15 protein-coding genes are annotated in these 13,832 nt (G+C 69.6%); 3 read left to right on the top strand and 12 right to left on the bottom strand.

Annotation, left to right across the window (positions count from 1 at the left end):
* The 3 genes from AB0N66_RS34805 to glgB form a co-directional block, all read left to right on the top strand.
* Nucleotides 1-366 (top strand): alpha-glucosidase C-terminal domain-containing protein (locus AB0N66_RS34805; protein WP_365442577.1); only part of this gene is annotated, 366 nt, incomplete at its 5' end.
* A gap of 103 nt (nucleotides 367-469) precedes the next feature.
* The gene (locus tag AB0N66_RS34800) at nucleotides 470-1,843 is read left to right on the top strand and encodes a maltokinase (RefSeq protein ID WP_365442575.1); all 1,374 of its coding nucleotides are present in this window, start codon (nucleotides 470-472) and stop codon (nucleotides 1,841-1,843) included.
* A 103-nt stretch (nucleotides 1,844-1,946) separates the two neighbouring features.
* Nucleotides 1,947-4,130, top strand: a complete 2,184-nt coding sequence (glgB, locus tag AB0N66_RS34795; RefSeq protein ID WP_365442597.1) for a 1,4-alpha-glucan branching enzyme — start codon at nucleotides 1,947-1,949, stop codon at nucleotides 4,128-4,130.
* Between the two features lie 15 nt (nucleotides 4,131-4,145).
* On the opposite strand, the gene AB0N66_RS34790 is transcribed toward glgB, so the two are convergent.
* From AB0N66_RS34790 to AB0N66_RS34735, 12 genes are all read right to left on the bottom strand, one after another.
* Nucleotides 4,146-4,820 (bottom strand): response regulator transcription factor, encoded by a 675-nt coding sequence (locus tag AB0N66_RS34790; RefSeq protein WP_365442573.1) that lies wholly within the window; start codon nucleotides 4,818-4,820, stop codon nucleotides 4,146-4,148.
* Between the two features lie 99 nt (nucleotides 4,821-4,919).
* Nucleotides 4,920-6,242 (bottom strand): lasso peptide C-terminal Trp epimerase, encoded by a 1,323-nt coding sequence (gene mslH, locus AB0N66_RS34785; protein WP_365442571.1) that lies wholly within the window; start codon nucleotides 6,240-6,242, stop codon nucleotides 4,920-4,922.
* A complete protein-coding gene (locus tag AB0N66_RS34780; protein ID WP_365442569.1) occupies nucleotides 6,239-6,988 on the bottom strand; it encodes a thioredoxin domain-containing protein in 750 nt (249 codons plus the stop codon). The genes mslH and AB0N66_RS34780 overlap by 4 nt, the downstream gene beginning before the upstream one ends.
* A 2-nt stretch (nucleotides 6,989-6,990) precedes the next feature.
* Nucleotides 6,991-7,464, bottom strand: coding sequence for a MauE/DoxX family redox-associated membrane protein (locus tag AB0N66_RS34775; protein WP_365442567.1), 474 nt, complete (start codon nucleotides 7,462-7,464; stop codon nucleotides 6,991-6,993).
* Between the two features lie 20 nt (nucleotides 7,465-7,484).
* Entirely contained in the window at nucleotides 7,485-8,360 is an 876-nt protein-coding gene (locus AB0N66_RS34770) for an ABC transporter permease (protein ID WP_365442565.1), read from the bottom strand.
* Nucleotides 8,357-9,322, bottom strand: coding sequence for an ATP-binding cassette domain-containing protein (locus AB0N66_RS34765; protein WP_365442563.1), 966 nt, complete (start codon nucleotides 9,320-9,322; stop codon nucleotides 8,357-8,359). Before AB0N66_RS34765 ends, AB0N66_RS34770 begins: the two co-directional genes overlap by 4 nt.
* Nucleotides 9,319-9,747 (bottom strand): lasso peptide biosynthesis B2 protein, encoded by a 429-nt coding sequence (locus tag AB0N66_RS34760; RefSeq protein ID WP_365442561.1) that lies wholly within the window; start codon nucleotides 9,745-9,747, stop codon nucleotides 9,319-9,321. The genes AB0N66_RS34765 and AB0N66_RS34760 overlap by 4 nt, the downstream gene beginning before the upstream one ends.
* Nucleotides 9,744-10,007, bottom strand: a complete 264-nt coding sequence (locus AB0N66_RS34755; protein ID WP_365442559.1) for a lasso peptide biosynthesis PqqD family chaperone — start codon at nucleotides 10,005-10,007, stop codon at nucleotides 9,744-9,746. Before AB0N66_RS34755 ends, AB0N66_RS34760 begins: the two co-directional genes overlap by 4 nt.
* Nucleotides 10,004-11,815 carry a lasso peptide isopeptide bond-forming cyclase gene (locus tag AB0N66_RS34750; RefSeq protein ID WP_365442557.1) on the bottom strand — a complete coding sequence of 604 codons (1,812 nt, stop codon included), beginning with the start codon at nucleotides 11,813-11,815 and terminating at the stop codon, nucleotides 10,004-10,006. The genes AB0N66_RS34755 and AB0N66_RS34750 overlap by 4 nt, the downstream gene beginning before the upstream one ends.
* 60 nt (nucleotides 11,816-11,875) lie before the next feature.
* Nucleotides 11,876-12,007 carry an aborycin family tricyclic lasso peptide gene (locus tag AB0N66_RS34745; protein ID WP_266822533.1) on the bottom strand — a complete coding sequence of 44 codons (132 nt, stop codon included), beginning with the start codon at nucleotides 12,005-12,007 and terminating at the stop codon, nucleotides 11,876-11,878.
* Between the two features lie 119 nt (nucleotides 12,008-12,126).
* Nucleotides 12,127-12,879 (bottom strand): ABC transporter permease, encoded by a 753-nt coding sequence (locus AB0N66_RS34740; RefSeq protein WP_365442555.1) that lies wholly within the window; start codon nucleotides 12,877-12,879, stop codon nucleotides 12,127-12,129.
* A complete protein-coding gene (locus AB0N66_RS34735) occupies nucleotides 12,872-13,774 on the bottom strand; it encodes an ABC transporter ATP-binding protein (RefSeq protein ID WP_365442553.1) in 903 nt (300 codons plus the stop codon). Before AB0N66_RS34735 ends, AB0N66_RS34740 begins: the two co-directional genes overlap by 8 nt.
* Between the last annotated feature and the right edge of the window lie 58 nt (nucleotides 13,775-13,832).

Raw genomic sequence — 13,832 nt, 5'->3', positions numbered from 1 at the left:
GCCGCCATGTCCTCACCCTCATCACTGCTGCACTGGACCCGCCGCATGATCGAGATCCGCAAACAGAACATGGCCTTCGGCCTCGGCTCCTACACAGAACTCCCCTCCTCCAACCCCGCCGTCATCGCCTTCCTGCGCGAATACAAGGACGACCTCGTCCTGTGCGTCCACAACTTCTCCCGCTTCGCCCAACCGACAGAACTGGATTTGCGGGAGTTCGACGGCCGCCACCCTGTCGAACTCATCGGCGATGTGCGCTTTCCCGCCATCGGTGAACTCCCCTACCTGCTGACCCTCGCAGGTCACGGCTTCTACTGGTTCCGGCTCCGCCGCGCAGTCGCCCCCACCGTCATCAGGCGATCTTGACCGTATGCCTCTCATCCCGAATGCCTCTCATTCCGACCGAGTGCTTTCGAAGACCGCCCGCCCTTGATCCGAAGACCACCTGCCCTTGAAAGGACGTGTCGCCATGCAGAAGACCGCGCCGCACCGTCCGAGCGGCCTCAGCCCCGCTCCGCTGCTCACCTCGCTCGCCGAGCTGCTGCACGCATGGCTGCCGCGGCAGCGCTGGTTCGCGGGCAAGGGCCGTCGCGTCACGGATCTGACCCTGGTGTCGACGACCGAGCTGTACCCGGGGTGCCTGCACCTCCTGGTCCGCACCGAACACTTCGGGCTGCCGGCCCACGGCGGCACCGGCACCCCCCCGCCCGACGACTGCTATCAACTGCTCCTCGGGGTGGAGAAGTCGCTGCCTCCCCGCCTCTCCCACGCCGTCATCGGACGCCCGAGCGCGGGTCCGCTCGCCGATCTGATCGTGTACGACGCCCTCCACGACCCCAAGGCGGCGGGAATGCTCCTGGAGCGGCTGCGCACTCCGGGAACGGCCGGCCCCCTGCGTTTCGAGCGCGACGCGCGATTCGCCGTGCCCGCCGGTCTCGCCCCGCGCCTTCTCGACGCCGAACAGTCCAACTCCTCGCTGGTGTACGGAGACTCGTTCATCCTGAAGCTCTTCCGCCGCGTCCAGCCCGGCATCAACCCGGACCTGGAGGTGCCGGCGGCACTGGCCCGGCAAGGCTGCACCCGCGTACCCGCACCCGCGGCCTGGATCCGGACCTCGTACCCGCGCGAGGCGACGCTCGGCGTCCTCCAGCCGTTCCTGCGCGAGGCCGACGACGGCTGGACCCTGGCGCTCCAGTCCCTGGCCTCGGGAGGGGAGTTCACGTCCGAGGCGTACGAACTGGGGCGCGCCACCGCCGAGGTGCATCTCGCACTGGCCACGGCCTTCCCCGTCGACGCACCGAGCCGGCGGCAGAACCGGCGGCTCGCGGAGGGAATGAGCGAGCGCCTCGACGCGGCCGCGCGTTCCGTCCCCGAACTGCGGCCGTACGCGGCCGGGCTGCGGTCCGCCTTCGACACGCTCGGCGACCTTGAATCGGCGGTCCGTCCCGCACAGCGGATCCACGGCGATCTCCACCTCGGGCAGGTGCTGCGGGCCGGCCGGCAGTGGTCGGTCATCGACTTCGAGGGGGAGCCGGCCCGCCCGCTCGCCGAGCGCCGCCGCGTGCAGTCCCCGATACGCGATGTCGCGGGCATGCTGCGCTCCTTCGACTACGCCGCCCTGTCCCGCCATCCGTGGCGCCCCGAGTGGGCGCAGCACTGCCGGGAGGCGTTCTGCGCGGGCTACGCCGCCGAGGCCGACTGGGACCCGCGCGAGGAGCCCGAGCTGCTGCGCGCGTACGAGACGGACAGGGCCGTGTACGAGGTGCTGTACGAGGCGAGGCACCGTCCCGACTGGCTGCCTGTGCCGATGGCGGCGGTCAAGCGCCTCGCCGAGGGCCGCTGACATGCGCCGGGCGACCATCCCCACCCATCCCCTTTACCCCCTTGAGGAGGCTGAAGCCGTGACAGTCCGCACCGCATCGGTCGGCGTACGGCCGGCCACTTCGATGAACGCACTGCTGGACACTCCGTTGGACGCGACGGACCGGGGGCGCCTGCTGTCAGGCACCCACCACGATCCGCACGCGCTGCTCGGCGTGCACCCGGTGCCGGACGGGGTCCTGTTCCGCGTGCTGCGTCCGTACGCCCAGGCCGTGGCCATCGTGGTGAACGGGCTGCGCAGTGAGCTGGAAGACGTGGGTGACGGGCTCTTCTCAGGCGTACTGCCCCTCGACACGATCCCCGAGTACACGCTGTCGGTGACGTACGACGGCACAGAGTCCGAGGTGCAGGACCCGTACCGCTTCCTGCCCGCGCTCGGCAAGCTCGATCTGCATCTGATCGGCGAAGGGCGACACGAGGAACTGTGGCGGGCGCTCGGCGCCCACCCTATGACCCACCAGGGCATCGCCGGCACCCGCTTCACGGTGTGGGCACCCAACGCCCAGGGGGTCAGGGTCTGTGGGAACTTCTGCCACTGGGACGGCGCCGCGGGATTTCCGATGCGGTCGCTCGGCTCCTCCGGGGTGTGGGAACTCTTCCTCCCCGGGATCGGCGAGGGCGAGCTCTACAAGTTCGACATCACCCGCCCGGACGGTTCGCGTACCTTGCGCGCTGATCCGATGGCCCGACGCACCGAGGTGCCACCCAACACGTCCTCGATCGTGACGTCGTCGTCGTATGTGTGGGAGGACGCCGCGTGGATGGCGGGCCGGGCCTCGCGTGCGGTTCACGAGGCACCGTTCTCGGTGTATGAGATTCATCTGGCGTCGTGGCGGCCGGGGTTGACGTACCGTCAGCTGGCGGACGAACTCCCTTCCTACGTGGCTGACTTGGGCTTCACCCACGTGCAGTTCATGCCAGTGTCTGAGCATCCCTTCGGTGGGTCATGGGGCTACCAGGTCACCGGCTTCTACGCCCCCACCGCCCGGCTCGGCACCCCCGACGACTTCAAATACCTCGTCGACGCACTCCACCAGGCCGGGATAGGCGTCCTCATGGACTGGGTGCCCGCGCACTTCCCGCGCGACGACTGGGCCCTGGCCGAGTTCGACGGACCCCCCCTCTACGAGCACGAGGACCCGCTGCGCGCCGCCCATCCCGACTGGGGCACCCTGGAGTTCGACTACGGCCGCCGCGAAGTACGCAACTTCCTCGTCGCCAACGCCGTCTACTGGTGCGAGGAGTTCCACATCGACGGCCTCCGCGTCGACGCCGTCGCCTCCATGCTCTACCTCGACTACTCCCGCGAAGCCGGCCAGTGGACCCCCAACGAACACGGCGGCCGCGAGAACCTCGACGCCGTCGCCTTCCTCCAGGAGATGAACGCCACCGTCTACCGCCGCAACCCCGGCGTCATCATGATCGCCGAGGAGTCGACGGCCTGGGAGGGGGTGACGCAGCCGACCTCCGACGGTGGTCTTGGTTTCGGTCTGAAGTGGAACATGGGCTGGATGCACGACTCGCTCGAGTATGTGGAGCATGAGCCCGTTCATCGCAAGTATCACCACAACGAGATGACCTTCTCCATGGTGTACGCCTACAGCGAGAACTACGTCCTGCCCATCTCCCACGACGAAGTCGTCCACGGCAAACGCTCACTCGTGTCCAAAATGCCCGGCGACTGGTGGCAACAACGCGCCACCCTCCGCGCCTACCTCGGCTTCATGTGGGCCCACCCCGGCAAACAACTCCTCTTCATGGGCCAGGAATTCGCCCAGGGCGCCGAATGGTCCGAAGCCCACGGACCCGACTGGTGGCTCCTCGACCCCGCCTACAGCGCCGAACCCGACCACCGCGGCATCCGCGACCTCGTCCGCGACCTCAACACCACCTACCAACACGAACCCGCCCTCTGGCAACGCGACACCGACCCCACAGGCTTCGCCTGGATCGCCGGCGACGCCGCCGACGACAACGTCTTCGCCTTCCTCCGCTACGACGCCGACGGCACACCCCTCCTGGCCGTCTCCCACTTCTCCCCCGTCGTCCGCCACGGCTACCGACTCGGCGTCCCCGACGACATCCCCGCCTGGCACGAAATCCTCAACACCGACACCGCCCGCTACGGCGGCAGCAACGTCACCAACCCCGACCCCGTCAAACCAGAACCCCACCCCGCCCACGGCCGCCCCGCCAGCATCCAACTCACACTGCCACCACTGGCAACGGTCTGGCTGCGACCCGCCTGAAGCCCCCGAGCTTCGTCAGGTCGGCATTCCGCGCTCGGCGAGACCGCTCTCATAGGCGATGATGACGAGCTGCGCGCGGTCACGGGCATGCAACTTGGCGAGGAGGCTGCTCACATGGGTCTTCACGGTCGGCAGGCTGATCACCAACTGCTCGGAGATCTCGGCGTTCGACAATCCATTCGCGATCAGGACGAGCACTTCCTGTTCCCGTTTGGTGAGCCCGACCAGTCTTGGGGCAGGCTGGATCGCTTCACTACGGCGCGAGAAGTTTCCGATGAGGCGTCGCGTGACTGTAGGCGCCAGCACACCCTCGCCGGTGGCGATGACGCGAATTCCGGCGACCAGGTCGGACGGCGAGGCGTCCTTCAGCATGAATCCGCTCGCACCTGCCTGAAGGGCCGGGTAAACGTACTCATCCATGTCGAACATGGTGAGGGCCAATACCCGTACACCGGACATCGTCTCGTCGGAGCAGATCTCCCGCGTGGCCGCGATACCGTCCATGACCGGCATGCGTAGATCCATCAGAACGACATGCGGTTTGAGTCGGCGGGCCAGTTCTACCGCCATGGCGCCGTCACTCGCTTCGCCGATCGCTTCCATTCCGGGTGTCGAATTGACGAGGAGTCGGAAGCTCCCGCGCAACAGTGCCTGATCGTCGGCGATCAGCACCCGGACCACTTCGGCCATCCCGTTTTCCTCGCATACTGCTCATTCCCGGGTCATCGATTTCCGTTATTTTAGCAGTGCCGTTTTCTCAACGACCTTGATGTCCAGGGCTGTTGGGGTCTAGTCCATCAGCAACTCGCCCGTGCCCGTGTCCCCGACCGTGACAGTCGTGCCGTACGGCTCCGCGAGCCGGGCGAAGTCGGTGAGAATCTCCTTGGCTTCGGCCGGTCCGGCCGCACGCGGCCGACCCCGGCGATGGACGGGCTCGCCGAAACCCAGCTCGATCGGATAGAGGCGGGCCCCGACGAGCACCCCGTCGTCGAACGTGAGGAGCGGCACGAGCGACTGCCAGTACCGGCGGTGCGGGGCGAACAACCGTCGCCCGTGGCCGCTGAGTTCGTCGAAGTACCGTCCCGGTGTGAGCTGCCCGGGGGCGGCGACGTTCGCATAGTCCTCGGCCAGTATGCGGTCGGCGAGCTCGATCTGGCTGACGATGTTGCCCAGGCTGTAGAAGATCGGTTTGTTCCGGTAGAGCTCCACGCCACGGAGAAAGTGGGGGCCATGACCGACCACGATGTCGGCGCCTTCGTCGATCATGCGGTGGGCGAACGCGCGGAGGAACTCGCCCGGCGTCTCCGGCGTCGGGCCGGGCTCGTGGGAGTGCACGCTGACCATGACGAGGTCCGCGCGGCGCCTGGCCTCGCCCACCCACTGGGAGATCTCGTCGAGGTCCGTCCGGTCGCACACGGTCGTGAAGCCCGGCTCGTCCGCCACACGGAAGCGGGCGCCGAACAGGGTGAGCCACTCGGGCGAGGGCATGGCGGGATCGATGCCGAGCAGAGTGCGCGCCTCGGCCCGCCGGGCCCGTAGCCCCGTCTCGGCGTCGATCTCCCGGAGCACGCCCATCTGGGCGGCCGTCACCTCCAGCGTGGAGCTGTGCCGCAGTGGATTCAGTCCGGGCCTGCCCGGCAACTCCGGTGACGGGGCGGCCGCTTCCTGCCCGGGCAGGAAGGTCGAGCTGCAGGAGATCAGGGCCAGGCTGCCGCCGGGGCGGTCGACGTAGACGGGTCGCCGGGCGGCGGGGAGGTCGGCGCCGATCCCGGCGAAGGGGACCTGCTTCTCCGTCAGCAGCTCCGCCGTGCGGAGCACACCGTCCACGCCCATGTCCAGCGCGTGGTTGTTGGCGCAGCCGAGCACCGTGAAGCCCGCGTTCACGATCTCGTCGAGCACGCGGGAGTCCGCGATCAGGCCGCCGCCGCCCGCCGCGTTGTGCACCGGGTGGCCGCGCCCGTCGCTGGGGACCACCTCGAGGTTGGTGAAGGCGAAGTCCGCGCCGTGCAGCAGTTCGCGGAGTTCCGCGGCGGCGGGATCGGAGGTGATCAACGCTCCTCTGGTCGCCATGAAGTCCCCGGAGAGCGCCACGGTCAGCCGCGTCCGCGTCATCGGCCGGCCTCGTCCACCGCGCGGGCGAGCGAGGCGCCCGGGTCCGAGCCGGTGACGTCGACGCGCCGGCCGTCCACCATGACGACCGGGGTCAGCGCCACGTTGTCCGAGGCGGCCACGTCGGACACGTACGTCACCCAGGGGTCGTACGTACCGTCGTGAACGCAGGTGGCGAAGGAGTCCTCGGTGATTCCCGCGTCCCGGCCCGCGGCGACGAGTTGGGCCTCGCTGAGCCCCGGGCCCCGTTCCGCGGGCTGCTTTTCGAATAGCACCGCGGAGTACTGCTCGAACTTCCCCTCGTCCGCCGCGCACGCCGCGGCGGAGGCGGCCCGCGTCGAATAGCCGCTGGGGCTGCTGTAGTCGTTGAGGAAGGCGACCGGGTGATGGACTACGGTCACGCTCCCGCTCTCTTTCAAGGTCAACAGGTCCGCGGCCAGGGCCCGTTCGGTGTTGCGGCATTCGGGGCAGAGGTAGTCGACGTAGAGGTCGATCCGTACCGCACCACTGGAGAAGACCAGCCCTGCCTTGTCTCCCGTCGTCCCGGCGGGCACCCGGCTCGGCGCCTCGCCGGCATCGGAGTTGGTGGCCCTGACCAGGCCTGCGCCGACCAATGCGGCGGCGACGATGACGACCGTGGCCACGAGCGACACCACGAGGGTGCGCCGCCGCCGGTACCGCCTCAGCACCATCTCCCGTACCAGGGTGTCCGCACTCTCCGCGGTACCTGGGGTGTCCGTTGACTGCATGCCTAGCCCTCCTTCACTTCCAGGACCCAGCGGTCCAGCGCGTAGCGAGTTCGCGGATTCCAGATGAGGAGGACGGCCGCGCCGAGGAAGAGGAGGTCCCGCGAGATGTCGATGACGTAGCCGCGCTCGGCCCCGTCCGTGAGGGTGCCTCCTCCGCCGAAGCAGCCGCAGTCGATGGATAGTCCCCGTGCCCATACCGAGACGATGGCGGCGATGTACATCGCCATCAGGGCGGCCGTGACGGTCGCCGCCGCCCTGGTGGCCAGCCCGGCGATCAGCAGCAGAGCGACCGCCACCTCGACGAACGGCAGTGCCCCGCCGACGAACTGAGCGGCATCGGTGGGCACGATCTGGTAGACGGCAACCGAGCGGCCGGCCTCCCTGAGGTCCTTGATCTTCACCAGGCCCGCATAGCCCAGCACCGCCGCCAGGAACAGCCGTGCCGCCGTTCCCGTCCATGCCTTCGTGACACGCACTGTGCGCACCATCCTTCTGCTCACTTCGTACGCGAGAACCGGTACGTGGCCAGGCCGAGCGTGACGGCGGCGATGGCCGCCAGCAGGCCCAGTTCCGCGACCACGGGTGGGTTCCAGCCCCCGATCAGCAGGCGCGTCTGTTCCGAGCTCAGGGACTCGGGCCCCGGCAGTGTCCGGCGGACCGCGTCGACGCCGTAGGTGAGCGGATTCAGCTTGACCACGATGGCGAGCCAGCCCGGCAGCCCGTTCGGCGGGAACATCGCGCCGGAGAAGAACATCAGCGGCATCAGGCTCAGGTTCACCACGATCTGGAACGTCTCGACCTGTCTGATCGTCACCGCGGCGAGCAGCCCGAGCGAGGTGAACATCAGTGAGACGAGCAGTACTTCCACCAGCACGACAAGCAGGATCGGCGTGTACCGGATGCTGGCGATGCCTCCGACCGACAGGACCAGGAGGCCGTAGATCGCGCCCGTGGTGGCTCCGCCGAAGGCGAGGCCGAGCACGATGCTCGACCGGGGAAACGGCGCGACGAGCATCTGCCGGAGCACGCCGAGCCGACGGTCCCACACGAGCGAGATGCCGACCGCGATCGCCGGGGCCTGCACGGACATGATCAGCACGCCGGGGAAGAGGTAGGCCCGGTAGTCGTTCAATTGCGCCTTGCCGAGGCTGGACGACGCCGCGTCGAGACCCGTACCGAGGACGACGAGGAACAACAGTGGCGTCACCAGGCCCATGGCGAGCCGTACGGGGTTGTGCCGCAGCCGGGTCATCTCCCGCCGCCACAGCAGCAGGATCGGTCTGAGGGCATGCCGTGGCCTGCCGATGGGCGGCGGGCCGACGGTGACCGACCTGCCGCCGGGCGTCTCCAGCACCGTGTCCGTCCCGGTCATCGCAGTCCCTCCCCGATGTTGCTGAGCGTGTGCGCGCCCGTCCCGCTCTCCCGGATGGCGGACCCGGTGTGGTGCAGGAAGACGTCGTCGAGCGTCGGTGGCACGACGGTCACCGAGTGCACGGTCAGGCCGAGTTGGGTGCACAGCCGCGGCACCAGGGTGGAGCCGTTCGCGACCCGGAGCAGCAGTCCGTCCGGGGTGAGCTCCGCCGCCAGGCCGAAGCGGTCGGACACGGCGTCCGCGGCGCGCGAGTCGTCCTCCGTGCGCAGCACGACGACATCGGATCCGATGATGGACTTCAGCTCCGCGGGCGACCCCTCGGTGATCATTTTTCCCCGGTCGATGATCGCGATCCGGTCGCAGTGCTCGGCCTCCTCCAGCTGATGCGTGGTGAAGAAGACAGTGATGCCCAACTCCCGCCGCAACCGGTCCAGGTGGTCCCAGACGGCCGCGCGGGTCTGTGTGTCGAGGCCGGTCGTCGGCTCGTCGAGGAAGAGGACCCGGGGAGCGCCGAGCAGGCCCCGGGCGATCTCCAGCCGGCGGCGGAGTCCTGTGGAGAACTGTCGTACGGGGATCCTGCCGCGCTCGGACAGTTCCATCAGGTCGAGCATCGCGGAGATGGCGCCGCGTGCCTCGCGGCGGGGAAGCCCGCACAGGTCGGCCTGGAAACGGAGGTTCTCGGCCGCCGTGAGGTCCAGGTCGAGCGTCGACTCCTGGAAGACGATGCCGATCCGCCGCCGGACCTCGGCAGGCTGGGTCGCGACGTCGAAGCCCGCCACCTCGGCCCGGCCCGCCGTGGGCTTGAGCAGCGTGGTCAGCATGCTGATCGTGGTCGTCTTGCCGGCGCCGTTCGGACCGAGGAAGCCGTACGTCGCGCCGGTGGGCACCGTCAGGTCGAGACCGTTGACGGCCGGTGTGGTGCCGTAGAAGGCGTAGAGGCCCTCGGCCCTGATCGCCGTCATGAGCGGCTCCCGTCGGGACAGCGCACCGCGAGTACCGTACGGAAGGCGCTCAGTTCACCGGGCTCGTCGACCGGACGTCCGTCGACCTCGACCCAGGCGTGCGCGCCGAAGGGCTGGGTCCTGAACCCGGTGCACCAGTCGGCCCACCGGCCCCGCGCTCGGCACAGCAGGACGGTGGCCACGGACCGCTGGAGGCAACCGAGGCCCGCGCAGCGCGTGCTGACCGAGACGACCGACCGCCGGGCTCGCGTGACCTCGGCGTGACCGGCGGGTCGGGTTCCCCTGCTGACCAGGCGCAGCACTCGTTGCAGCCGGGCCGGGGGCAGCCGGACCAGGAGACGTGCGACGCCGGCGGCACATCTGGGCTCGAGCTGTCGACGCCACGGGAGACGTGCCGCCTGCTCGGCGACGACGGGGGTGGTCATTGCGAGACCTCCAGGAGGTTGGCCGCGCTCAGTGAGTCGATGAGCGCCATCACGTCCTGGCGCGCCTGGTCGTCGCTCACCGGGGCGGCGGCGGACAGGCTCGCGGCGGCCACATCGGGGGTGTCTCCGTCGAGCAGCTTCCGCAGAATGGTGGAGCCGGACGCGTTCAGTTGCCAGTAGCGGCCTCGGCGTCCGTCGAGCAGTACGGCCCCCGACTCGACGGGCGTGAGGGTGACGTCGCGGGCAAGGCTCAGCTTCATCGGCGTTCTCCCGTGTCCTGGGTGTGCGATCGGAGCCAGCTCTCGCACGCCACGGTGGTCGTGATGGGCTGGAGGTGGTGGGACATCGGCCCGGGGTTGAGGACCGCGGACCGGAACGCCGCCGGGTCGATGAGGCCGAGCCGGGCGAGGTGCGAGTCCTCGCAGAGTTCCAGGAGCCGGGCCCGGTTGCGCTCGATGCCCCGGAACGTCTCCGCGCTGAACTCGCCCTTGTCGCGGCGGTCGAGGATGTCGGCGGGCACGACGCCCCGCAGTGCGGTGGTCAGCAGTGGCTTGAACCGCCCGCCCGCCAGGCGCTGGTCGACCTTGGTGGCAAGGGCCGCCGCCAGTACGCGGTCGTCGAGGAAGGGCGCGTCCCAGTGGATGCCCGTGCCCGCGAGGGCCGTGTTGAGGTGGCGGATCGTGGCTCCCTCGAAGACGAGGGACGCGAGTGCCTGGTGCCGGGTCCGGTCGGCGTCCAGTGGTTCGGGCGCCTCCGCGGCCGTCGTGGTGAGCAGCTGCCGGACCGCCGTCACGGCGTCCGGTGTGGCCCAGGCCGGCATGCGGGGCGCGGAAACCCAGCCGAAGTCGGGTTCGTTGAGCGGCGGGAGCGGGGCGTCGATCCGGGTGGCGACCGCGGTGAGGTTCTCCGCGAACGTCGACCGGTCCATGAGCGCTCGCACGGTCGCGCCCCACGACCAGCGGTTGGCCAGCCGGTAGCGGTTCACCAGCCGGAGGCCGTCGACCGGCCGGGCGCGGGCCAGGGACCATGCGCAGGCGGGCATCCGGCCGAACAGCTCGTCCCCGCCGAAGCCCGTCAGGTGCAGGGACGCGCCCTCCGACGTGGCCCGTTTCGCGAGGTCCCGGATGTGCGCGAGCCCTGAGGCCCAGGTCGAAGGCCCCTCCGGGGCCATGTTCGGGTGGTCGGCGGTATAGCCGACATCGAACAGGTTCTCGGCGCGGTCCGCGGCCAGCGTGTGGTGCCGGGCCGCCGGGAGCAGCGCGGCGGCCTTGTGCGCCCACGCGGTGTCCTCGTTGGCGCTGTCGAGTGGCGCGACGTGGAAGGTGACCAGGTCGGCGCCTGCCGCGTCGGCGAGGAAGCAGAGGCTGGTGGAGTCCAGCCCCCCGGACAGGTCGGCGCTGATCGTTCCGCCCGAGCTCACCCTTGTGGCGACTGCCTCCGACAGCGCCGAGCGCACGGCCGCCGCGCCCTCGTCGAGCGAGTGGGACGCTTCCGGAAGCTCCCACCAACGTAGGTGCTGCGAACGGCCGTTGGCATCCAGCTGAAGCCAATGGCCGGTGTCGAGCGGGTCGATTCCCCGGCGGACCGGACGCTGGGCGAGCGGCCAGGGCGCTCCGCCCGGCGCCAGCAGCCGGGCGGCCAGCACCGCCTCGTCGATGCCCGCACCGGTGAGCCGCAGCAGCGGCTCCACGCCGCTTGCCGCCAGCGTGACACCGTCGACCACGGCCGTGAAGATCTGCCGTACGCCGGCGACCGAACCCTGGACCCGGGTCCTGCCGTCCATCGAAGCCATCAGGTGAAAGACGCCCGGCAGCCGGGACACGACCGCGTCCACGTCGTGGAGCGAACCCATCAGGCCGAGCGCAGCCGCCATGGCCGCCTCGTCCAGCCGGGTGTGGCCAAGGAGCACCATCCGCCGCGGGCCCGCTTCGACCACTGTGGCCTCGCCCTGGGGCCAGTCGCCCAGAATCCAGGGCCGCCCCGACGGGTGGTCGATCCGGTGTGTCGCCCGCAGACGCGCGGCCGACGCGGCACCGGCCGGGCAGTCCGGAAGCACTACGAATTCCATGTCGCCTCGTTCCCCCGGGCCCGGTGCCGGTGCGCCTGAGCGCACCGGCACCGGGCGTGATCACCAGAAGCAGACGATGGCGTAACCACAGCCCGCGAAGTCGTTGCAGCTTCCGACGCCGAGGCACTTGGTGAGCTCGTCGAAGTCGCCGACTTCCTGCAGGGTCGGGGGCTCGTAGATCGCAACAGACATGTGTTACCTCCCAGTTGGGTCAGATCGTTCGGGCCGACCAGTTCGGTCCGTGATCTGTCTGGGAAGTTACGGCGCGGCCTGTCCCACGGGCATGGGGCAGGAGCCTCAACCGAGTCCCGTCACGCGTCCCAGCGACGGTGCCGGAGGTAGCCACAGGCAAGCGCCGCCACGGTCCACCCGACCAGCACGGCGAATCCGGTGTACGCGTCGGGCGAGTTGACGGTGAGCATCTCCATGCCGACCCGGTCGGGGAAGTACCGTGCCACCTCTTTCGTGGCTCCGATGACGGACAGGATCTGGGTCCCGGCGAGCACCATCGGCAGCAGAACGGCCAGCGGAACGATGGCGCTGCGGGCCATCGCGGCCGTACTCGCCGCGAACAGGGACATCAGCGTCAGGTAGACCACCGCGCCGGCCAGGGCGCGGGGCACCCCGGACGCGCTGATCGAGACGCCGTGGGATCCCAGGGCGAGTTGGGTGGCCAGATAGCTGACGACGGTGACCGGGATCGCGACGCACGCGGCGGCGGCAGCGGTGACGGCCATCTTCGCCGCGTAGAGCCGGCCGCGGCGGGGTACGGCGAGCAGCGATACACGCATCATGCCCGACCCGTACTCGCTGGTGACGATGAGCACACCGAAAACGATCAGCGCGAGCTGGCCGTAGAGGATGCCGTCCAGACCGGCCTGCTGGGGGGTGAAGTCGGACCGGAGCCCGGGGTTGTCCGATTCGAGCGCGGACCTCGCGGACCAGCCGCCCAGGGCGCCGATGAGGATGCTGATGGGGACGAACAACAGCAGCGCGACGAACGTACTGCGGACACAGCGCAGCTTGGTGAACTCGGCGTGGATGGCCGCGACCGTCTCAGACACGGGTGTTCCTTCCTCCCTTGCCGACGAGTCCGAGGAAGACGTCCTCGAGTGACCCCGTGTGGGTGCTCAGTTCGTCGAGCGGGATCCCGCCCGCCGCGGCCAGCCGGTTGATCTCGGCCGCCGGCATCCCGCCGACCTCCAGGCTGCCGTCCGGCGCGAGTGTCAGCGAGGCTCCCTTCCGTTCCAGTTCCCTGCCGAGCAGACCGGGTTCCGCTGTTCGCACGCGTACGTACGTCCTTCCGTGGCGTTGGATGAAGTCCGACATGCTGGTGTCCGCGAGGAGTTGCCCGTGGTCGATGACGATCAGATGGTCCGCGACCACGGACATCTCGGCCATCAGGTGGCTGGAGACGAGAACGGTCCGGCCCTCGGCGGCCATCGCGCGCAGCAGTTCGCGCAGCCACCGGATTCCCTCCGCGTCGAGGCCGTTGACCGGCTCGTCGAGCACCAGGACGGGCGGGTCGCCGAGCAGCGCCGCGGCCAGACCGAGCCGCTGGCCCATACCGAGGGAGAACGTGCCGACCTGCCGCCGGGCAGCGCCCGTCAGGCCGACCATCTCAAGGACCTCTCCGACCCGTTGCCGGGCGATCCGGTTGCTCTGCGCCAGCCACAGAAGGTGGTGAGCGGCGGTCAGGCTGCGATGCGGAGCCGATGTCTCCAGCTGGGCGCCGACGTGCCGGGCGGGGTAGCGCAGTTCGTGATAGGCGTGCCCGCCGATCCGCGCGGAGCCTTCGTCGGGACGGGTCAGGCCGAGCATCATCCGCATCGTGGTCGATTTCCCGGCTCCGTTGGGGCCGAGAAATCCGGTGACGGCACCTGCCCGCACCGTGAAGGTGAGGCCACCCACGACGGTGTTCTCCCCGTACCGCTTCGTCAAATTCAGGACGTCAATCACACGCTGAGTCTCGCCGGGCGTCCCGCCCACCGCATCGGTCCCGGGGCGGGAGTACCGG

Origin of the sequence: Streptomyces sp. NPDC093544 (genome assembly GCF_040683495.1) — a bacterium.
In the GTDB taxonomy this organism is placed as follows: domain Bacteria; phylum Actinomycetota; class Actinomycetes; order Streptomycetales; family Streptomycetaceae; genus Streptomyces.
This window is presented reverse-complemented; position numbering and strand designations above follow the sequence as displayed.